This is a genomic window from Bacillus sp. CZDM1, from assembly GCF_055502545.1.
The window spans coordinates 102624-124707 of record NZ_JBUESO010000003.1; the positions used below are offsets into that span (position 1 = coordinate 102624).

Annotated in this window: 24 protein-coding genes; 20 read left to right on the forward strand and 4 right to left on the reverse strand. The window is 36.6% G+C overall.

Features of this window, described 5'->3' with window-relative positions:
• The first annotated feature begins 13 nt into the window (after positions 1-13).
• From ACY3XC_RS08185 to ACY3XC_RS08245, 13 genes are all read left to right on the forward strand, one after another.
• Positions 14-1225 carry an EAL domain-containing protein gene (locus ACY3XC_RS08185; protein WP_464868136.1) on the forward strand — a complete coding sequence of 404 codons (1212 nt, stop codon included), beginning with the start codon at positions 14-16 and terminating at the stop codon, positions 1223-1225.
• Between the two features lie 68 nt (positions 1226-1293).
• A complete protein-coding gene (locus ACY3XC_RS08190) occupies positions 1294-1533 on the forward strand; it encodes a hypothetical protein (protein ID WP_464868137.1) in 240 nt (79 codons plus the stop codon).
• 182 nt (positions 1534-1715) lie between these two features.
• Entirely contained in the window at positions 1716-2219 is a 504-nt protein-coding gene (locus ACY3XC_RS08195; RefSeq protein WP_464868138.1) for a DUF3993 domain-containing protein, read from the forward strand.
• 180 nt (positions 2220-2399) lie between these two features.
• Entirely contained in the window at positions 2400-2636 is a 237-nt protein-coding gene (locus ACY3XC_RS08200) for a YkuJ family protein (protein ID WP_045515459.1), read from the forward strand.
• A 137-nt stretch (positions 2637-2773) separates the two neighbouring features.
• Complete coding sequence (gene cbpB / locus ACY3XC_RS08205; protein WP_464868139.1) at positions 2774-3226, forward strand: cyclic-di-AMP-binding protein CbpB; 453 nt, start codon at positions 2774-2776, stop codon at positions 3224-3226.
• 51 nt (positions 3227-3277) lie between these two features.
• Positions 3278-4786, forward strand: a complete 1509-nt coding sequence (locus tag ACY3XC_RS08210) for an MDR family MFS transporter (protein ID WP_464868140.1) — start codon at positions 3278-3280, stop codon at positions 4784-4786.
• A gap of 110 nt (positions 4787-4896) precedes the next feature.
• The gene (locus ACY3XC_RS08215) at positions 4897-5772 is read left to right on the forward strand and encodes a LysR family transcriptional regulator (RefSeq protein ID WP_464868141.1); all 876 of its coding nucleotides are present in this window, start codon (positions 4897-4899) and stop codon (positions 5770-5772) included.
• 83 nt (positions 5773-5855) lie between these two features.
• Complete coding sequence (gene dapD, locus ACY3XC_RS08220) at positions 5856-6566, forward strand: 2,3,4,5-tetrahydropyridine-2,6-dicarboxylate N-acetyltransferase (protein ID WP_464868142.1); 711 nt, start codon at positions 5856-5858, stop codon at positions 6564-6566.
• 64 nt (positions 6567-6630) lie between these two features.
• Positions 6631-7749 (forward strand): N-acetyldiaminopimelate deacetylase, encoded by a 1119-nt coding sequence (locus tag ACY3XC_RS08225; RefSeq protein WP_464868143.1) that lies wholly within the window; start codon positions 6631-6633, stop codon positions 7747-7749.
• Between the two features lie 153 nt (positions 7750-7902).
• Complete coding sequence (locus ACY3XC_RS08230) at positions 7903-8451, forward strand: peroxiredoxin (protein ID WP_179158453.1); 549 nt, start codon at positions 7903-7905, stop codon at positions 8449-8451.
• A gap of 69 nt (positions 8452-8520) precedes the next feature.
• The gene (locus ACY3XC_RS08235) at positions 8521-8976 is read left to right on the forward strand and encodes a TlpA disulfide reductase family protein (RefSeq protein ID WP_464868144.1); all 456 of its coding nucleotides are present in this window, start codon (positions 8521-8523) and stop codon (positions 8974-8976) included.
• Positions 8977-9089: 113 nt separating this feature from the next.
• Positions 9090-9995, forward strand: a complete 906-nt coding sequence (locus ACY3XC_RS08240; RefSeq protein WP_464868145.1) for a DUF4349 domain-containing protein — start codon at positions 9090-9092, stop codon at positions 9993-9995.
• 70 nt (positions 9996-10065) lie between these two features.
• The gene (locus ACY3XC_RS08245; protein ID WP_179158456.1) at positions 10066-10725 is read left to right on the forward strand and encodes a potassium channel family protein; all 660 of its coding nucleotides are present in this window, start codon (positions 10066-10068) and stop codon (positions 10723-10725) included.
• Positions 10726-10791: 66 nt separating this feature from the next.
• On the opposite strand, the gene rnjA is transcribed toward ACY3XC_RS08245, so the two are convergent.
• Positions 10792-12459 carry a ribonuclease J1 gene (rnjA, locus tag ACY3XC_RS08250; protein ID WP_464868146.1) on the reverse strand — a complete coding sequence of 556 codons (1668 nt, stop codon included), beginning with the start codon at positions 12457-12459 and terminating at the stop codon, positions 10792-10794.
• A 6-nt stretch (positions 12460-12465) separates the two neighbouring features.
• Complete coding sequence (locus tag ACY3XC_RS08255; protein ID WP_179158458.1) at positions 12466-12675, reverse strand: DNA-dependent RNA polymerase subunit epsilon; 210 nt, start codon at positions 12673-12675, stop codon at positions 12466-12468.
• Positions 12676-13204: 529 nt separating this feature from the next.
• Between ACY3XC_RS08255 and ACY3XC_RS08260 the strand changes: the two genes are divergently transcribed.
• On the forward strand, positions 13205-13975 hold the full coding sequence (locus tag ACY3XC_RS08260) for a Cof-type HAD-IIB family hydrolase (protein ID WP_464868147.1): 771 nt from the start codon (positions 13205-13207) through the stop codon (positions 13973-13975).
• Between the two features lie 39 nt (positions 13976-14014).
• Here the strand turns inward: ACY3XC_RS08260 and def are convergent, their stop codons facing one another.
• Positions 14015-14569, reverse strand: coding sequence for a peptide deformylase (gene def, locus ACY3XC_RS08265; protein WP_179158460.1), 555 nt, complete (start codon positions 14567-14569; stop codon positions 14015-14017).
• Between the two features lie 185 nt (positions 14570-14754).
• Between def and ACY3XC_RS08270 the strand changes: the two genes are divergently transcribed.
• From ACY3XC_RS08270 to lpdA, 5 genes are all read left to right on the forward strand, one after another.
• On the forward strand, positions 14755-15423 hold the full coding sequence (locus ACY3XC_RS08270) for a YkyA family protein (protein ID WP_464868148.1): 669 nt from the start codon (positions 14755-14757) through the stop codon (positions 15421-15423).
• 343 nt (positions 15424-15766) lie between these two features.
• Entirely contained in the window at positions 15767-16882 is a 1116-nt protein-coding gene (gene pdhA / locus ACY3XC_RS08275; RefSeq protein WP_464868149.1) for a pyruvate dehydrogenase (acetyl-transferring) E1 component subunit alpha, read from the forward strand.
• A gap of 3 nt (positions 16883-16885) precedes the next feature.
• Positions 16886-17863, forward strand: coding sequence for an alpha-ketoacid dehydrogenase subunit beta (locus ACY3XC_RS08280; RefSeq protein ID WP_464868150.1), 978 nt, complete (start codon positions 16886-16888; stop codon positions 17861-17863).
• Between the two features lie 149 nt (positions 17864-18012).
• Positions 18013-19356, forward strand: a complete 1344-nt coding sequence (locus ACY3XC_RS08285) for a dihydrolipoamide acetyltransferase family protein (RefSeq protein WP_464868422.1) — start codon at positions 18013-18015, stop codon at positions 19354-19356.
• Positions 19357-19359: 3 nt separating this feature from the next.
• The gene (gene lpdA / locus ACY3XC_RS08290) at positions 19360-20775 is read left to right on the forward strand and encodes a dihydrolipoyl dehydrogenase (protein ID WP_179158464.1); all 1416 of its coding nucleotides are present in this window, start codon (positions 19360-19362) and stop codon (positions 20773-20775) included.
• A 411-nt stretch (positions 20776-21186) separates the two neighbouring features.
• On the opposite strand, the gene ACY3XC_RS08295 is transcribed toward lpdA, so the two are convergent.
• Positions 21187-21621: a DUF1885 family protein gene (locus tag ACY3XC_RS08295; protein ID WP_464868151.1), complete on the reverse strand. Its 435-nt coding sequence runs from the start codon at positions 21619-21621 to the stop codon at positions 21187-21189.
• Positions 21622-21774: 153 nt separating this feature from the next.
• On the opposite strand from ACY3XC_RS08295, the gene ACY3XC_RS08300 reads away from it, so the two are divergent.
• On the forward strand, positions 21775-22074 hold the full coding sequence (locus tag ACY3XC_RS08300; RefSeq protein WP_179158466.1) for a DUF3055 domain-containing protein: 300 nt from the start codon (positions 21775-21777) through the stop codon (positions 22072-22074).
• Positions 22075-22084 lie beyond the last annotated feature (10 nt).

Here is a 22084-nt window from a genome sequence, read left to right on the forward strand (position 1 = left end):
GGAGGGTGCATAAATGGATGCATTGGATATCCTAACGGATCTTGAAAATGTCATTCCTTATTTTCAACCAATTTTTAGTGCCGATGAGCAGCGTGTAATTGCTTATGAGGTATTAGGTAGATATCAATCAGAGGGCAGCATCATCAGCTTGGGCAGCTTTTTCCATGATGATAGTATTCCAGACGAATACAAATTCGAAGTTGACCAATTATTAGTTCAAAAAGCGTTAGAACGTGCATTTGATCTTGAGGATGATGTTAGTATCTATTTGAATCGTGATGCCGATTTACTCATGTATCGACATGGAGAGCCATTTTTACAAGAACTGCTGGCTTTTGAAAAAAGAGGCTTGAATTTAAAGAGAATAGTCCTTGAAATTTCTGAAGGTAATTATAAGGGTGATTTTGGTCAGCTAGATCATTTATTACAATATTATCGAACGTATGGGATAAAAGTTGCTATTGCAAGTATAAATAGTGACACAAATTTCTTTGAACGTATTGGCCAATTAGGTCCTGAAATCATAAAAATAAATTTACGTGCTTTAAAATCAAATGCAACGGCTGCAAGCTTTACGGATGTATTGTTTTCTTTATCATTATTAGCAAGGAAAATTGGAGCCACATTACTTTTTGAAAATATAGAAATGAGTTATCAGCTTCAATTTGCATGGAAAAATGGCGGGAGATATTATCAAGGATTTTATCTGCATCCCCCTGCCCGGGAGTTTATAGAGCGTGAATTACTAAAACAGCGTTTAAAAGGGAAATTCCATGAATTTATCGCATATGAGAAAAGGAAACTGGAAGCAATATATTCAGCAGCAGAATTTTTTCAAAATAAAGTACAAGATATATTAATTAAGAACAAAAAGGCTAATTATGAAGAGTTGTTTTCTTCGCTCATTAAAGAAATGGATCAAATTGCATTTCGGATGTATGTATGTGATGAAGATGGTTTTCAGAAATCCTCGAATATTTTTAAGGGTGAGAGCGGCTGGTATTCCCAAAAAGAATATTTTGAAAAGAATTGGAGCTGGCGTCCCTATTTTTTAGAAAATATCATTAAAATGAGAAATGAACGTAAGGGGATATTATCTGATTTATACAGTGATATCGAGACTGGGGAGACGATACGAACTTTCTCTATTCCTATAAACGGAAGTGATTACTTGTTTATTGATATTACCTATCAGTATTTATTCGAGAATGACCAATTGTTATAACTTTACGAGTATAAAATAATTCATACGGTGGAATTTTAATAGAAATATTATTAAAGGAGAAATCGCTCATGAATCTGTTTGTTAATGCTCTTTCAATAGTTATTGTTGGAATTCTTGCGGTTTCGCTTATTTATACATTGTCAGTGGCCAGACAGAAAAAAGCAGTTGAAGGAGAAATGGATACAAAAATAGCTGAGCCAATACAAAGACATATTTATTTGAGCAATCCGATTTTTTGGGCATATGGAATATTTTTTACCCTAGTTCTATTTATCATCCTTTTTGTTGCAATCACTTTTTTTCGATAGGGCCTCATTGAGGCCTATTTTTTATAAAGATTTTTCGGGGAGTTTCCTTAGAAATTTTAATAATTTGTGGGTTAATGTCTATTTCTGATGTTTTTTTGCGATTTATTTTTGCAATTATCAGGAATATTTGTTGTTAAAATGAATAATAACCTAAATCTTTTACCGGGAGGAGGAAAAGGAAAATGAAGAAAACTTTACTATTACTTCTTGTCGTTTTATTATTAATACCTTTGTCTCCAACAGCAAAAGAAAATCTAAGTACTAAAAAAGAGATTTTTAGCATGCTTCAGGAAGCCTTTCAAGTTCAGGTCTCTTTGAGTGAACAGGTTAGAACAAAAGAAGAAATTAATGATTTATTACATCCCTACTTTTCTGAAGGTTATCAAAAGTTATTTTGGAAAGAGAACGTTTTTGAAGAAGAAGGGAAATTTGTTACATATGGTTCAGATTTTGCACTTTTTTATATTCCCTTTTTCCACTATTCTGATAAGACAAAAGTAATCTTTTCTCCTGATAGCATTTATGTTTTTGAATTTTTTCCTGCCTCTACAGATGGTCCAGTTGGCTATGAAGATCATTTTGAGGGGGTTTTATTAAGAAAAGTCGATGGAGGCTGGAAGGTGGATGAATTTTTGTATAATAATATACCTGATTCTATTTTGAAGAAAGCTAATTCAAATAAATAAAAAAAAGTTTCCACTTTTTTCACTTTTACATGGACAGATGCTGTCTGTTATTTTATTCTTTTAATATTGGCATATTCACCAGATGAAATTATGCTGGAAAAAATCCATAAGGATAGAAATATGCGAAAAGAGAAACATAACAGTAGAAAGTTTGCTTGTGTTTGAAAGGAGACGGAGCATATGTCACAGCTTCAAGGGATATTAACACGGTTAAAAAACCTTCAGGAACAGTCTAATGGAGGTGAGCCGGCACAACGCTATTTTGAAGTAAATGGCGAAAGAAAGTGTCAAGTAACATTTCATCCAAAAACAGAAACATTTGAATTAGAAATATATAATGAAAAGGAAAAGCCAAAACGCTATCAATTTGATAATGTAGACATGATTACAATTGAAATTTTTGATTTAATTCAATAGGAGCCGGCAACGGTTCCTAATTTTTTTCTTTTATAACGAAATTTCTTGTTTATTACTTTTTCATAAAAAAAACCAGTTCTCCGAAAACTATGGTAGAATATACATGTGGTAAAACAAACATTGAGGAGTTTTCGGCGATGATTAGTCTTCACAGTGGTGAATTTTTAGAAATAGATATACGAAAATTAATGATACCTTCTGAGCGTGTTGCTCATGTACAGGTTGGAAATAATCTTGAGCATGCATTATTAGTCCTAACTAAAAGTGGATATACGGCTATACCCGTACTAGATCCGCATTATAAACTACATGGTCTTATTAGTACACCTATTATTATGGATTCAATTCTTGGACTTGAAAGGATTGAATTTGAACAATTAGAAAAAAAAAGAGTGGAAGAGGTTATGAATATATCTGTTCCACGAGTAAAGATTACTGCTTCAATCAAAACCTGTCTGAGGCTCTTAGTTAACCATCCTTTTCTTTGTGTTGATACGGAAGATGGTTATTTTGAAGGAATATTGCCTCGAAGTACAGTGTTAATGCAGTTGAATTTGGACGTAAACAAGATGAATAAAAGTGAAAAATAAGGCTCCCATATGGGGGCTGTATTATTTTATTGAGAAACATGAGGTGTAGTGATGGCTAATCCAATTTCTAAATCAAAGAGTGGAAAGACGAATAGACCGCTTGTTTTGGCAGCCGTAATGCTAGCGATGTTTATGGGAGCGATTGAAGCAACGATCGTTTCAACGGCCATGCCAGCTATTGTTGCTGACTTAGGTGGCTTTACTCTTTACAGCTGGGTTTTTTCAGCGTATTTATTAATGAATGCGGTAACGGTCCTGATTTATGGAAAATTATCTGATTTATTCGGCAGAAAACCTATTCTCTTTATTGGAATCATTATCTTTTTAATTGGATCCATCCTCTGCGGTTTTGCAACATCGATGGAAGCACTTATTATTTTTCGATTAATCCAAGGGTTTGGTGCAGGTGCGGTTACTCCGATTGCAACCACTATTGTTGGTGATATTTACTCTGCTGAGGAAAGAGCAAAAGTTCAGGGGTATTTAGCAAGTGTATGGGGAATCTCTGCTGTTACAGGACCAGCAGTAGGTGGATTACTCGTCCAATACGTAAGCTGGAATTATATTTTTTGGATAAACATCCCACTTGGGATGCTTTCTTTGATTGGTATAGGATTTTACCTTCACGAGAACGTTGAAAAGAAAAAGCATAAAATTGATTACATAGGTGCATTCTTATTAACACTGTCTATTTCCTCCTTAATGTTTTTGTTAGTGGAGGGTGGAGGACGTTGGTCATGGGGATCCTGGCAAATTGTCAGCTTAATTGTCTTATTTATTATTACGATTAGTCTGTTTGTCTATCACGAAGGACGGGCAAAAGAACCTGTAATGCCCTTTAATATTTGGAAGGAAAGATCTATTTTTATTGCGAATGTAACCTCTTTAACAACCGGTATAATGTTGATAGGAATTTCAAGTTTTCTTCCTACATTTGTTCAAGGGGTAATGGAACAAACACCAATCGTTGCAGGATTTACATTAACAGCAATGTCCATTGGCTGGCCAATTGCTTCGACGCTTTCTGGAAGGATGCTTATTTCATTGGGATACCGTAAAACCTCCCTTATTGGAGGTGGAGCCTTAATTATCGGCAGTATAGTATTTGTCACGATGACAGGCTCCTCTGGGCCGCTCTGGGCTGCATTAGGGTCTCTTATTGTTGGCGTAGGTATGGGTTTAACCTCAACGGCTTTTATTGTCTCCATTCAAGCAACAGTAAGCTGGCAGCAAAGAGGAATCGCAACCGCGGCCAATATGTTTATGAGGAATTTAGGAAACACAATTGGTGCAGCCTTACTTGGCGGAATTCTCAATAATCGGCTGGGCAATTTTCTTAGTGATAACTCCAAACAATCTGAGGAAAAACTTACTGTGGATTCTGCAAACCTTTTATTAAAGGAAGATGAGGGCTCTACTTTATCTGAATCAGCTAGAGAACTACTTCAGGAAGGGCTGACTCAATCATTACATTGGGTATATTATGTGGTTCTTACCTTTGCAATAGTTAGTTTAATTCTGATTTCATTTATTCCTAAATATAAAAAAGGCTCTGTATAATGCTGCAGAGTATTTTTCTGAAAAAAAAGAAACCTTACTAATGAAATGTTTTAATATTCTATATATAATAAGTAATGCGGTTGTTTAATAAAGCATAAAGGTGGATGGTTTTGTCCTCAATATCTGAATTTCATTTATTATCTATTTTAGCTCAAGAAATGAATATGCGAAAAGCTTCTGAAAGGCTATTCGTATCTCAGCCTGCGCTTTCGCAGCGTCTGCAAACGATAGAGAAAGAATGGGGAACGAGAATTTTTATCCGTTCTCAAAAAGGACTTTCACTTACTCCAGCTGGAGAACATATTATTCAATTTGTCAATGAGGTGCTGGTTAAAGAAGAAAAGGTCAGGGAAAGTATCCATTCTCTTCAATCGGGGGTATCAGGTACCTTAAAGATTGCAGTTGCTTCGATTGTAGGTCAAAATTGGCTGCCACCCGTTTTAAAAAAATATAGTGATACATATCCGCAAGCAAAAATTTCACTCATTACGGGGTGGAGCAGTGAAATACTGAAAAGTCTTTACGATGATCAAGTACATATCGGAATCATTCGAGGATTGCCAGATTGGAAAGGGGTTAAAATAAAACTTTTTAGCGACCCGCTTTTCTTGGTGGATCGAGACATTACCAGACCTGACCAGCTGTTAGAAACGGATAGACCTTTCATCCAGTTTAAAAGTGATTCTAATTATTATCAAGAAATCCAAGATTGGTGGATGCGTCAATTCAAAACTTCACCTAAAAGAACAATCATTGTTGATCAAATTGAGACATGTAAGCAATTAACCTTCAATGGTTTAGGATATTCCATCTTACCGGGCATTACGTTAAATAACACCGAAAAGGAAATTTACAAGATTCCGTTACTTGATGAAAATGGTGATTCCCTAATACGTGATACATGGTTATTAGCCTATGAGTCATCCTTTCAACTTAAACAGGTACAGGCATTTGTGGACCTTATTAAAGAACATAGCGGTCATTAGCAGCTAATACTTGATAACATTTTCCTTGTTTTCCAAACCTTTGTTTGGTAAAGTAAATTTTAATTAAATTTGGAGGTACTAATATGAAAATGATGGATGCAAATGAAATTATTTCTTTTATTCAAAACAGCAAAAAATCAACGCCGGTAAAGGTTTATGTAAAAGGTGATTTAGAAGGTATCGATTTTGGAAGCAATTCTAAAACTTTTATTAATGGAAACACTGGGGTTGTTTTTGGAGAATGGTCTGATATTAACCCTGCGTTAGAATCAAACCAGGAAAAAATAGAAGATTACGTAGTTGAAAATGATCGCCGCAATTCAGCGATTCCATTATTAAATACTAAAAATATTAATGCTCGTATCGAACCAGGTGTAACGATTCGAGACCAAGTTGAAATTGGTGATAATGCTGTTATCATGATGGGTGCTGTCATTAATATTGGCGCTGTTATTGGTGAAAAAACGATGATCGATATGGGTGTTGTACTTGGTGGCAGAGCAACTGTTGGGAAGAACTGTCATATTGGAGCAGGTACTGTCTTAGCTGGTGTTATCGAACCGCCATCCGCACAGCCTGTTATTATCGAAGATGATGTTCTAATTGGTGCAAATGCAGTGGTATTAGAAGGTGTCAGAGTGGGACAAGGCTCAGTAGTTGCTGCTGGTGCGGTAGTTACGAAAGATGTTCCTCCGTATACAGTTGTTGCCGGAACCCCTGCAAGAAAAATTAAGGATATTGATGAGAAGACAAAATCAAAAACCGAAATCATGCAAGAACTTCGCCAATTATAAATGTAAGAAAAAGGAAAGCGTGGACAGCATCCACGCTTTCTCTCTAGTAAAGGAGCAAAAATGAATGAACCCGTTTGTTAAAATAAGACGTGACCTGCATCTTATTCCTGAATTAGGATTTCAAGAATATAAAACACAAGCATATTTGTTATCATATATAGAAACCTTATCACTAGAGCGAGTTACCATAAAAAAATGGAAAACAGGACTTTTTGTTAAGGTTAACGGTTTACATCCTAGAAAAATAATTGGCTATCGTGCCGATATTGATGGTCTGCCGATTGTTGAAGAAACAGGATTAGAATTCTCTTCAACCCATCAGGAACAAATGCATGCATGTGGTCACGACTTTCATATGAGTATCGCTCTTGGTGTTTTAACACACTTTGTACAAAATCCAATTGAGGATGATCTTTTATTTATTTTTCAACCTGCTGAAGAGGGGCCAGGCGGTGCAGAACCAATGCTAAAAACTGACACCATGCAGGAATGGAAGCCAGATATTATTTTTGCCCTGCATATCGCCCCAGAATATCCTGTCGGATCTATTGCCCTAAAAGAGGGGTTATTGTTTGCAAATACTTCAGAACTTTTTATCGATTTAATAGGGAAGGGTGGGCATGCTGCCTATCCACATTTAACAAATGATATGGTAATTGCAGCATGTTCACTTGTAGGTCAGCTGCAAACAATCATTTCCCGTAATGTAAATCCATTAGATAGTGCAGTGATTACAATTGGCAAAATTACTAGTGGCACAGTGCAAAATATTATTGCTGAAAAGGCAAGGCTTGAGGGAACGATTAGAACCCTTTCTGATGATTCAATGGATAAGGTCAAACAACGAATCAATGCTGTTGTAAAAGGGATAGAAACCAGCTTTGAATGTGAAGCCGTTATTGATTATGGATCCATGTACCACCAGGTATACAATGATGAGAATATTACAAGGAACTTCATTCAATTTATGAAGGAACAGACCACTATTGATGTTATTGAATGCAAAGAAGCCATGACAGGTGAAGATTTCGGTTACATGTTAAAGGAAATACCGGGTTTAATGTTTTGGCTGGGAGTGGATTCCCCGTATGGCCTCCACCATGCTAAATTAAATCCAAAGGAAGAAGCAATAGAAGTAGCTATAAAGATACTTACCAGTTATCTATCATATCAAGGAAATTGATAAATATTGATGATTAAAAGCGTATTATTTCATTCTTTTGTCTAAAAATGTTAAACTGAAAATTAGAAAAGATTGTTACATATCGTCGTTTATTCTTTATGAAAAAAGGGTAAACCAAAGAAGGAACTAATTAATCATTTGGAGGGATTAGACATGCCAGAACGTATGGTAGCTAAGCAAGCGCCTAGATTTGAAATGGATGCAGTCTTACCGAACAAAGAATTTGGAAAGGTAAGCCTTGAAGAGAACATGAAAAACGACAAATGGACTGTTTTGTTCTTCTATCCAATGGACTTTACTTTTGTTTGTCCAACAGAAATCACAGCAGTTTCAGATCGTTATGAAGAATTTGATGATCTTGATGCAGTTGTAATTGGTGCTTCTACCGATACCATTCATACCCACCTTGCTTGGATCAATACAGACCGCAAAAACAATGGTCTGGGTGAGCTAAACTATCCATTAGCAGCAGATACCAACCATGTGGTTGCACGCGATTACGGTGTGTTAATTGAAGAGGAAGGAATTGCACTTCGCGGCTTATTCATCATCAGCCCAGAAGGTGAATTAATGTATTCTGTAGTTAATCACAACAATATCGGCCGTGATGTAGATGAGACATTACGTGTACTACAAGCACTGCAAACTGGCGGACTTTGCCCAGCAAATTGGAAGCCAGGACAAGCAACACTTAATGCTTAATCTTGAAAATTATTAAAAAGAAGAGACCTAACAATTTAAGTTAGGTCTTTTTTAAAAAGGGGATACGTCATGAAATTACGTGAGCCAATGCCAGAATTATCTGGTGCAGTTGAATGGTTAAATGGGGAAGTTACAAGAGAGGATTTAGTTGGAGAGAAACCTACTCTTATCCATTTCTGGTCCGTCAGCTGTTACTTATGTAAAGAAGCTATGCCGCAAGTTAATCAATTCCGTGATCAATACAAAGACAAATTAAATGTAGTGGCGGTTCATATGCCAAGGTCGGAAGAAGACTTAAATATGGAGCAAATCAAGCAAGTTGCAGCAGAACATGGAATTAATCAGCCTATTTTTGTTGATAGTGAACATAAACTAGCTGATACATTTGAAAATCAATATGTTCCAGCTTATTATGTATTTGACCGTGAGGGTAAACTTCGCCATTTCCAAGCCGGCGGCAGCGGCATGAAAATGCTCGAAAAAAGAGTTAACCGGGTATTAGATGAATTAGAAAAAACCGAATAAGTGAGAAACAAGAGGTTGTTCGTTTTATCAACGAGCAGTCTTTTTTTGTTTTTTTGTAACCATCCCTAAATTTTATCGTCGGTATTAATAATAGACAAAAGGGGGTAAGTTACATGAAAAAAATGGTGAGATTACTTGCTTTGATATCACTGTGTTTTTTACTAGCTGCTTGCAGTTCTAACAGTAAAAGTGAAGAAGCGAAGATGAGTAGTGACAAAAGTGCGGAATTGGATTCCGGACAGGCTGGTATGGAAGAAAAATCACAAGTAGCATTAGATAATAGTACAAAACAAGAGGCAGCTGCGCAGTCGGAATTAGAGGTTCCTAATCAAATGGTTATCTATCAAGCAGATTTACATCTCCGGGTTAAGAAATTTGAACAAACTTTACAGAACATAGAAGCTCAAGTAGTAAAATATGGCGGCTATATATCTGAGTCAAATGTATCAAAGGATGGGATAGAGCAAGTTAGTGGACAAATCACCGTACGGATACCCCAAAAGAATTTCCAAGCCTTTTTACATGATGCTGAGGGTCAGGCAGCAGAGGTCCTACAGAGAAATATTACTGGAACTGATGTAACCGAAGAGTATGTCGACCTTGAGTCAAGACTAAAGTCGAAAAGAGTTGTGGAAGAACGGTTAACTTCATTCATGAATTCCGCACAAAAGACAGAAGACCTTTTAAAAATTTCTGCTGACCTCGCTGCAGTACAAGAGGAAATTGAAACAATACAAGGGAGAATGAAATACCTAGAAAATCAGACCTCACTTTCAACGATCCATATTTCACTATATGAAAATAAAGTCATAGTGCCTAATCTTGAAGATGAAGATCTTAATACCTGGGATAAAACAAAAAAACAATTTATGAAAAGTACAAACATGCTGTTAGCAGCTATTTCAGGTTTTATTGTTTTTATCGTTGGTAATTTACCTGTTTTAGTAATCCTGGCAATGGTTACAGTTTTCATTTATTTGTTTATCAAAAAAGTACAGAAAAGAAACGACAATCATTAAATTAGTATATTCAACTAAATTGGATATGCTAAAATGAAAATGGTTAATTGATATTCCTGGGGGAGTTTTAATGAGAAAGAATTTTGCGGTAATAGGATTAGGACGATTTGGCGGGAGTATTTGCCGAACTCTTTCTGATGAAGGTTTTGAAGTGCTCGCAATTGATAAAAACGAAGAAAGAGTTAATGCATACGCGATGATAGCCTCGCACGCTGCTGTAGGTGATACTACAGATGAAGCAGTTCTAAAGAGCCTAGGTATTCGTAACTTCGACCATGTAATCGTTGCAATCGGTGATGATATTCAATCTAGCATTTTAACCACCCTGATATTAAAAGAGTTAGGGGTAAATCATATTACGGTTAAAGCACAAAATGATTATCATGAAAAGGTGCTTGTGAAAATTGGCGCAGACAAAGTTGTACATCCTGAAAGAGATATGGGAAGAAGAATTGCCCACAATATGGCTTCCAGCAGTGTGTTGGATTATCTAGAGTTATCCGATGAACATAGTATTGTGGAAATTGTAGCAAACAGTAAGATTAGCGGTCATACCATCATTGATTTAGACATTCGAAAGAAATATGGGTTAAATATTGTTGCAATTAAAAGGGGAATGGATATCATCGTTTCTCCAAAGGCAAATGAAGATATCCTTGCTAACGATGTGTTGATAGTCATAGGTACAGACGAAGATATTGATCGTTTTGAACGGAAGGTTATGCAATAGGAAATGCGGCAGCGCGTAGGCGCTGCCGCTAGACAATAAAAAAGAAGCGCCTAGGCGCTTCCTTTTTTATACTTCCATAATGATTGGTAAAATCATTGGTCTGCGTTTTGTTTTTTCGTAAAGGAATGGTGCTAACGTATCAGTAATTTCGTTTTTAATTTCTGACCATTGACTTGTTTTGCGTTCCATTACTTTATTTAAATGCTTAGTAATTAGAGTTTGAGCATCATTAATTAAATCACCAGATTCTCTCATATAAACAAACCCTCTAGAAATAAGGTCAGGTCCTGAAGCGATTTTAAAGTCTTTCATATTAATACTAACCACCACAACGACCAATCCTTCTTCTGAAAGGATTCTCCTGTCACGTAAAACAATATTCCCGATATCGCCAATACCGCTTCCATCAATATAAACAGAGCCGGATGGGATTTTCCCGGCTACTTGCGCACTGTTTTCAGAAAGAGCTAATACTTCACCATTATCCATGATAAAACAATTTTCTTCTTCCACACCACAGTCGACAGCAAGTTTGGCATGCATTCTTTGCATTCTATATTCTCCGTGAATCGGCATAAAGAATTTTGGCTTTATTAAGCGCAGCATTAATTTTTGTTCCTCTTGACCACCATGACCAGAGGTATGAATGTTGCTTAGTTTCCCGTGAACAACTTCAGCACCTGCTCTAAATAACATGTTGATCGTCCGATTTACACTAATTGTGTTCCCAGGAATAGGGGAAGATGAGAATACCACTGTATCGCCCGGGATAATTTGTATTTGTCTATGTGTGCCATTAGCAATTCTAGATAAAGCAGCCATAGCTTCGCCTTGGCTTCCGGTACATAGAATTGTAACTTTATCTGCAGGAAGTCGATTAATTTGGTTCGCTTCAATAAATGTCTCTTTTGGTGCAACAATATACCCTAATTCTTGACCAATATTAATGGCTGATTCCATACTTCGACCAAAAACGGCTACTTTTCTTCCGTTTGCAACGGCAGCCTCCACAACTTGTTGCAGTCTATAGATATTAGATGCAAAGGTTGCGAATATAATCCGGCCAGAGACCTTTCGGAAGATATCATCAATGCTTTCACCAACAAGACGTTCAGACATTGTGAATTCAGGAATTTCGCTGTTTGTACTATCTGAAAGTAAGCACAATACGCCTTCTTTACCGATTTCTGCCATCTTCGTTAAATTTGCCGGTTCACCAACAGGTGTAAAGTCAAATTTAAAGTCCCCTGTATGGACAACTTGCCCTGGAGGAGTCTTCACGACAACCCCATAAGAATCAGGAATACTGTGTGTTGTTCGGAAAAAAGTCACAGACGTTTTGCGGAATTTTATCACATCGTCTTCTTGAATGGGAATTAGTTTTGCGGTCCTTAAGAGGCCATGCTCTTCTAATTTATTTTTAATTAACCCTAAAGCGAGTTTCCCGCCATAGATTGGAATATTTACTTCTCTTAATAAATAAGGAATGCCGCCAATGTGGTCCTCGTGTCCGTGAGTAATAAATAATCCTTTGATCTTGTCTTCATTTTTAACTAAATAGGTGTAATCCGGGATGACATAATCAATTCCTAATAGCTCGTCCTCTGGGAATTTAATCCCGGCATCAATTAGTATTATTTCATCCTGAAATTGTACTGCATATGTGTTTTTTCCGATTTCACCCAAACCGCCTAAGGCAAAAACGGCAGTTTGGTCATTTTTTACAAATTTCATAAATTATCAAATCTCCAATACTTTATAATCTTCATTTTGTTTTTCGTATTCTAAAAATGCACCTGTCACTTCTTGTAAAAATTCAACGTTGTATCCACGATCTGCAATTTTCTTGCGAACATCTCTAACCGATTCTCCCTCCACATAGAGAACCTTAGTTTTTTCTCTAACAGGGACTTCAGTAACTCTTTCTTGAAAATAAACTTTAAATACCATAATTATTCGCTCCTTAATCGATCATGACTTTTTCTATTATATTAAATAATTACATTTTTTTCATTTAATTTCACTTTTCGCCTAAAAAGTAAGCATATGGACTTATAGAAAAATATGTAAATAAATACACTGATAATCAATTTACAATAAGGAATGAGCCCTTCGCAAGTTTGAAGGGCTCGAAAAAAGTTGTCGTTAAGCAATTGATTTTTTTCGTAGTAAATCTTTCCACTGTTTTAAGAGCTTCTTTCTTAGCTTCTTTAACATAGTGGATCATCTCCTTACTTCCTATTTTAAACGATCCTTGTCCAATGTAAAGCAAGCCATGGCAGATATTCTAGATTTTTTTTTATTTTAGGATTTTTATACTAATATTATATGGAATAATCAAGAAATCTTTCATGGATAAACATGGTAGAATGATGAAAGTTTAATGAATTGACAATTATTCTTGTTATGATTAGTGTTTATAGAGAAATTATTGTAAAGCTTAATCATAATTGAAAAAGCAAAGAGGAGTTAGAATTATATGAAAAAAATTGTTTTCTTTGATATAGACGGAACATTGCTCGATCAAGAAAAGAAACTCCCTAGGAGCACAAAAAAAGCAATCCAATTATTAAAGGAAAATGGTGTATTTGTAGCGATTGCAACAGGAAGAGCGCCTTTTATGTTTACAAGCTTAAAAAAAGAACTGGATATAGATTCTTTTGTAAGTTTTAATGGGCAGTATGTAGTATTTGAAAACGAAGCGATTTATAAGAATCCGCTAGAACAATCTGAGTTAGAAAGATTTCTGCTGGATACAAAGACTAACGAACACCCATTGATATTTATGAATGAGTTAACCATGAAGGCAACTACTCATTACCATCCATTTATTGAAACAAGCATGGGAAGCTTATTATTTCCACATCCCGATGAGGACAAATCTTTCTATGTCCAAAATGAGATTTATCAATCCTTACTATTCTGTAAAGAGAACGAGGAGACGTTCTACTTTGAAAATTTCCCTGAATTTGATTTTATCAGATGGCATCCCTATTCAGTTGATATTTTACCTAAAGGTGGATCTAAAGCTGAAGGGATAAAGAAAATGATTGACAGATTAGGGTTTGACTTGAAGGATGTTTATGCATTTGGTGATGGCTTAAATGATTTAGAAATGCTTAAAGCCGTTGGAACGGGTGTTGCAATGGGGAATGGTGTTCCCGAGGCTAAGGCACTTGCAAATTTCGTTACTACAGATGTATCGGAAGATGGAATCTGGAATGGATTGAAGGAAGTAAAACTTATATAAATAGTAAAAAGCGCAAGAGACAGAGCACTTGCGCCTTTTTTATCTTTCTATTGCGATTGCACCCTCAATTGGTTTAAAAGGGTCTTTCTTATTAATATGATCATAAAACATAATTCCGTTTAAATGGTCAATTTCATGTTGAAAGCAAATGGCTGGGAGACCCTTTAAGCGAAGCTTCACCTCTTCGCCTTCGTGCGAAATTCCTTTCACAGTAATTCGAGCAAACCTTTCTACATATCCAGGAATGTCTTCATCTACAGAAAGACAGCCTTCCCCAGAAACTAAATAAGCTTTTTCGACTGAATGGCTGACAATTTTGGGATTATACAATGCATAGCTATACAAGCTTCCTTTGTCGTCGTGAAGGTGAATAGCAATCATGCGTTTGGAAACGTTAATTTGTGGTGCAGCTAAACCGATTCCAGGTCGTAATCCGTATTGTGAAGAAATTTCAGGATTTTGACTATTCTTTACATATTCTAATAGGCTTTCAAGTGTTTTTTTGTCTTTCTCCGATGGCGGCATAGGTACTTCAACTGCTACTTTTCTTAGTGTAGGATGGCCGTCTCGAATGATATCATCCATCATTAACATGATTGATTCACTCCTGTTTATAAACTAAAGATATTGATATTCATTAGTCTATCAGACTATTCCACAAAAGTTAATTGTAAGTATCAACAATTATTCTGATTAATGATAGAGAATTTCCAGGGGATATTGTCAAAAATAAGAAGTATGGATATAGTAGGAATTGTTATCAGTAAGGGGGTTGCGATTTGTCTATTTTTAGAATTACAGGCATTATTATAGCGGTAGTAATTAGTGGTTTTTTATTATCCGGCTGCATTAGCAAGGAGTCTTCAGCTGAAAAGTTGTATCAAGTGTTAGAAAGAGTTGTGGATGCAGAGAAAGAATTTGAAGAGCAGCAAGAGCCGCTTGCAAAGTTAGAAAGGAAAGAAAAGGAAATATACAATGAAATTATGACTTTAGGGATGAAGCAGCATGAAAAGATTGTCACGCTTACTGATGAAGCACTTTCCATTATTGAAAAAAGGAAAAACCACTTACAGATGGAAATTGACAGTATAAATGCTTCTAAAACGGAATTTAAGAGAGCAGAAGAAATAATAAATAATATAAAAGAACCTGACCAAAAGAAAAAAGCAGAAGATTTATCAAAAATAATGAAGAATAGATACCAATTACATAGCAGGCTTTCAAAGGAATATTCAAGTGCACTAGATCATGATAAAGAATTATATCTAATGCTTAAAGAAGAAAGTATTTCTTACGACAAGCTTGAAGCACATGTTGCGGATTTAAATACTGCCTATCAAAAGGTATTTGAGGCTAATGAAGAATTCAATGTTTTAACCGCACAATATAATGAGAAAAAGCTTGAATATTATAAACTAGCAGGACTTAATCTTGAAGAAGAAAAGTAAGAAATTGGCTGTTATGGCTGATTTCTTTTTTTGTGAAAAAAAGCGAAAATATATTAATATAACAGGATGAAGTATAGAGTGATACAGAACTTTGTATTAATAGGAAGTTAATAATATTTGTATGTTGTAAATTTATGAAACATAGTATTTGACGAGCGAATTTAGATGATGTAAACTCAATATGGAATTATTTATTGTACCATTAATTTTTTTGAAAATAATAGTACAGAACAACGGGCGATTAAAGTGAATAATCGTTTATGTTGTTTAAGGTTTTTGGGTAATCTAATATGAGTGAATTTATTTTTACATTTTTGTAATGAAAGAAAGGAAGATGTGACGAATGGCTTCTAAAACTCAGAACGCTCAAGTCGATGCTAAAAAAGTACTTGAAGTAGTAGAAGATCAATTTACAACGCTTCAAATTTTAAATGAAGAAGGCGAAGTTGTTAATGAAGCAGCAATGCCAAACCTAAGTGACGAGCAGCTGCAGGAATTAATGCGCCGAATGGTTTATACCCGAATTTTGGACCAACGTTCGATTTCATTGAATCGCCAAGGACGTCTTGGTTTTTATGCACCAACTGCAGGACAGGAAGCATCACAATTAGCTTCACAATTTGCGCTTGAAAAAGAGGATTTTATTTTACCTGGTTATCGAGATGTACCACCAATCGTATGGCATGGTCTTCCGTTATACCAAGCATTTTTATGGTCCAGAGGTCATTTCGAAGGTGGACAAATTCCTGATGGAGTAAATATTGCGATCCCTCAGATTATTATTGGTGCTCAGTACGTACAAACAGCAGGTGTTGCTTTAGGCTTTAAAAAACGTGGAGTTAAAGCTGTTGCTCTTACATATACAGGTGATGGCGGTACTTCTCAAGGTGATTTCTATGAAGGAATGAACTTTGCAGGTGCATACAAAGCGCCAGCCATCTTTATTGCACAAAATAACCGTTTTGCTATCTCGACTCCTGTTGAAAAGCAAACTGCAGCTAAAACACTTGCTCAAAAAGCGGTTGCAGCCGGTATTCCTGGTATCCAAGTAGATGGTATGGATCCATTAGCAGTGTATGCAGCAGTTAGAGAGGCACGTGAGCGTGCAGTTAACGGAGAAGGACCTACGTTTATTGAAACTTTAACATATAGATATGGTCCACATACAATGGCCGGAGATGATCCAACACGTTATCGTACAGCTGAGCTCGATAATGAATGGGAAAAGAAAGATCCACTTGTACGTTTCCGTAAATTCCTTGAAAAGAAAGGCCTTTGGAATGAGGAAAAAGAAAACGAAGTAATTGAGCAGGCAAAAGAAGATATTAAAGAAGCACTTAAAAAGGCAGATGCTGCCCCTAAACAAAAGGTGACTGATCTAATCACAATTACAAATACAGACTTACCTTATAACTTAGAAGAACAATATGAAATATATAAAGCAAAGGAGTCGAAGTAAGCCATGGCTCAAATGACTATGATTCAAGCAATTACAGATGCAATGCGTGTAGAACTGAAAAATGATCCGAATGTATTAGTGTTCGGTGAAGATGTTGGCGTAAACGGCGGTGTTTTCCGTGCAACAGAAGGGCTGCAAAATGAATTTGGTGAAGATCGTGTATTCGATACACCACTTGCAGAATCAGGAATTGGCGGTTTGGCAGTTGGTCTAAGCTTACAGGGCTTCCGTCCCGTACCGGAAATCCAGTTCTTTGGGTTTGTTTATGAAGTAATGGATTCTATTTCTGGTCAAGCGGCTCGTCTTCGTTATCGTACTGGAGGAAAATTTAATGCTCCAATAACATTCCGTTCACCATTCGGAGGAGGCGTACATACTCCAGATATGCACGCAGACAGTTTAGAAGGCTTAATGGCGCAGCAACCTGGCTTAAAGGTAGTTATTCCATCAACACCTTATGATGCGAAAGGTCTTCTGATTTCATCCATTCGCGATAATGATCCAGTTATTTTTCTTGAGCATATGAAATTATATCGTTCTTTCCGTCAAGAAGTTCCTGAAGGTGAGTATACTATTCCACTAGGAAAAGCGGATGTGAAACGTGAAGGTACGGACATTTCAATTATTACTTATGGTGCGATGGTTCATGAGTCATTGAAAGCAGCTGAAGAATTAGAAAAAGAAGGTTTTTCTGCTGAAGTTATTGACTTGCGTACGGTTAGCCCAATCGATATTGAAACAATTATTGCCTCTGTTGAAAAGACAGGTCGTGCGATTGTGGTACAAGAAGCACAAAAGCAAGCTGGTGTTGGGGCAAATGTTGTGGCTGAAATTAGTGATCGTGCGATTTTAAGTTTAGAAGCACCTGTATTGCGTGTAGCAGCACCGGACACTATTTACCCATTCCCACAAGCTGAAGCAGCTTGGCTTCCAAACTACAAAGACGTAATTGAAACAGCTAAAAAAGTATTAACATTCTAATAAAGGCTCTTTTTGAGAAAACAGCCTTAATGAAAGATGGGGAATAGGATTCCTGTTTCCCGCTTTTTCTTTTGATTGAACGTTTGAAAATATGCATAATAGGAGGATGAATCGCAGTGAGCGCAACCGCAACCACATTCCAATTTAAAATGCCTGACATTGGTGAAGGTATTCATGAAGGCGAGATTGTTAAATGGTTCATAAAGCCAGGTGATAAAGTCCAAGAAGATGATATCCTTTGCGAAATCCAAAATGATAAAGCAGTCGTAGAAATACCATCTCCTGTTGAAGGAACTGTTATTGAAGTGAAAGTAGCAGAAGGAACGGTAGCTACTGTAGGACAGGTTCTTGTAACATTTGATGCTCCAGGATATGAAAACCTGCAATTTAAAGGTGATGAGCCTGCTGAAGAAGCGCCGAAGCAAGAAACAGCAGCACCAGCAGCACCAGCTCCTGCTGCAGTGCAAGATGCTCCTGTAACACCACCGCCAGCACCACCTGCATATGGTATAGGTGAAACACAACCACAGGTACAAGTGGAAGTAGACCCTAATCGCAGAATTATTGCTATGCCATCTGTTCGGAAATATGCTCGTGATAAAGGTGTGGGAATTACACAAGTTCCTGGCTCTGGTAAAAATGGCCGAATCGTAAAAAATGATATTGATGCATTCTTAAGCGGCGGTGCAGCTGCAGGAGCACCACAAGCTGCAGTAGCGGCAGAAACTTCAGCACCAGCAGCTGCTCAGGCGGAGGCCGCAGCTAAAGCTGCTCCAATTCCACAAGGTGAATATCCTGAAACCCGTGAGAAAATGAGCGGAATCAGAAAAGCAATTGCAAAAGCGATGGTAAATTCAAAACATACTGCCCCTCACGTAACGCTTATGGATGAAATCGATGTAACTAAACTTGTTGCACATCGTAAAAAGTTCAAAGAAGTGGCTGCAGCAAAGGGTATTAAGCTTACCTTCTTACCATACATCGTAAAAGCATTAACTAGTGCTTTACGCGAATTCCCTGCATTAAATACATCACTTGATGATGCAACAAGTGAAGTAATTCATAAGCATTACTATAATATTGGAATTGCAGCTGATACAGAAAAAGGTTTATTGGTACCTGTTGTTAAAGATGCAGACCGCAAATCCGTATTTACGATTTCTAATGAAATCAATGAATTAGCTGGTAAAGCACGTGATGGAAAACTGGCTCCTAATGAAATGAAAGGGGCATCTTGTACGATTTCTAATATTGGTTCTGCTGGCGGACAATGGTTTACACCTGTAATTAATCATCCTGAAGTAGCTATTCTTGGTGTAGGTAGAATTGCTGAAAAACCAATTGTACGTGATGGTGAAATCGTAGCTGCTCCTGTATTAGCATTGTCATTAAGCTTTGACCACAGAATGATTGATGGAGCGACTGCTCAAAATGCTTTAAATCACATTAAGAGATTATTAAACGATCCAGAACTATTGTTAATGGAGGCGTAACAAATGGTAGTAGGAGATTTTCCAATAGATACAGACACTATAGTCATTGGCGCTGGTCCCGGCGGATATGTGGCAGCTATTCGTGCAGCACAGTTAGGACAAAAAGTTACGATTGTTGAAAAGGAATATATTGGCGGAGTTTGTTTAAACGTAGGTTGTATTCCGTCAAAAGCAGTAATTGCAGCTGGGCACCGTTATGAAGTGGCGAAGCACTCGGATTCATTTGGAATTACAGCTGAAAATGTAAAAGTTGACTTTTCAAAGGTTCAAGAATGGAAAGCTGGAATTGTAAAGAAATTAACTGGCGGTGTCGAGGGGTTATTAAAAGGAAATAAAGTTGACATTGTTCGCGGCGAAGCTTACTTTGTTGATGGTAATTCATTACGAGTGATTGGCGAAAATTCTGCCCAAACATACAACTTCAAAAATGCAATTATTGCATCAGGCTCTCGTCCAATTGAGCTGCCAACTTTTAAATACTCAAAACGAGTACTTAATTCAACTGGTGCATTGAATCTGCAAGAAGTTCCTGAGAAAATCGTTGTAATCGGCGGCGGTGTTATTGGGATAGAACTTGGAGGTGCCTATGCAAATTTTGGTACTCAAGTTACAATCTTAGAGGGTGCGGATGATATCTTAGGTCTAGGAGTATTTGAAAAGCAAATGGCTGCCCTAGTTAAGAAAACAATGAAGAAAAAAGGTGCAGAATTCTATACGAAGGCTATGGCTAAAGGTGTAGAAGAAACTGAAAATGGTGTAGTAGTAACCTTTGAAGTTAAAGGTGAAGAAAAGAAAATTGAAGCAGATTACGTATTTGTTATGGTTGGCCGCCGTCCAAATACGGATGAAATGGGACTTGACCAAATTGGTGTTAAGGTCACTGACCGAGGATTGATTGAAATTGACAATCAATGCAGAACTAGTGTCTCTAATATTTATGCGATTGGTGATGTTGTTGCAGGTCCTCAATTAGCTCACAAAGCTTCCTATGAAGGGAAAATTGCTGCTGAGACGATAGCAGGTCATAATGCTGTAATTGACTACTTAGGTATCCCTGCAGTAGTATTCTCAGATCCAGAATTAGCTAGCGTAGGTTATACCGAAGCGCAGGCAAAAGAAGAGGGTATTGAAGTTAATTCAGCAAAATTCCCATTTGCAGCAAATGGACGTGCTTTATCACTAGACAGTGGAGACGGTTTTGTTAAATTAGTTTCACGCAAAGAAGATGGTGTCTTGATCGGTGCGCAAATTGCCGGTGCAAGTGCATCTGATATGATTGCTGAACTAGGGTTGGCTCTTGAAGCAGGAATGACAGTAGAAGACTTAGCATTGACCATTCATGCTCATCCAACATTAGGAGAAATTACAATGGAAGCCGCTGAAGTAGCAATGGGCACTCCAATTCATGTTTTAAAATAGTAATAATAAGAAAGTCCTTTCCGCATTATATGGAAAGGACTTTCTTATTTCAATCGAATGATAAATTATAACTTCTGAGCATATATTTAAAACACTACAATCTTTATTTAAGAAAAGATGTTGAGTGGTGATAAAAAATGCGAATGTATGTTGTAATTATAATGCAATTAATAATATGGAGTGCTTTTACTCTGATTGAATGGATGTCGAAGCATGATCAACTACTATACAAGGTGATAATGTTTTTTGTATTTTTTTATTTAGCCTTTGCCCTTTGTAACAGAGTTACCCAATCAACTGCTAAAACACTTTTTATTACCTCTTTAAGCCTTATGATATACACCTCCATACACTATACACTGGCACTTATAACGCATTAAAAAAACTCCCGGATGGGAGTTAGTTCTTTTATTACTTCCTTGGATAATAGTACATGATTCGCTCATTAAAAAGGTGCAGCTCTCCTTGTAATTTCTTGGCAAGGAATTTGCAGAATTCATTTGCTTTCCCCTTATCACCAAACGTGGATTGTTCAGGAAGAGTAACTTGTATGTAAGTTTGAATTCTATCAGTACCGTCTTCATCACGAATACTCTCTTGATCAACACCAATTAAGATTGCGTAATAGCGTTCGTTAGTAGAATGTAAGTAAAACCATTTCCCTTTTCCTTCATTTTTTTCCTTAATTTCATAAGGAAAGGCAGAGTCACCATATTCCCAATCAACTTGATTTCCTGTTTTACCAGTAATATCTTTATAATAATTTAAGAGTTCCTTTACTTCTTCTACAGTAATTGTTTGCTTTGCAGATGAAGGCACAAGTTTAATAAATGCGTTTTCAGCCATCTTCATCCCCCCTATGTCCCATTTGATATCTCCTTTATTCTAGCATTGAAAAAACCATGGTGACAACATTAAGACACATAAATGTCATTTGTTTTATATAAAAAAATAAATTATAATAATATTCTAAATATTTTTTCAAAAGGGAGGATTCATATGGAATTATTTGATAAGCTCTATGATGAGCATGAAAATGTAAAAGTTAGGTTTATTGGTTTTACTACTGAACAAACTCGTTATGATTTTGGGATTATTTATACAAACATGTTTTTTGGAAAACCCCTAGTTGTCTGTATGCAAACGGGCCGTTCAACTCTCCTCGATCCTAAAGAAATTGAAGATATTGAATACCTTCAAAATGTATTCCGGATTCCAGATAAACAACAAGCTGCAGATTTGGCAGAATTCTTCAGTGAAACCCTCCCGCAAATCCCATTTGTTACCCAATATGAATAGTTTGAAAGTA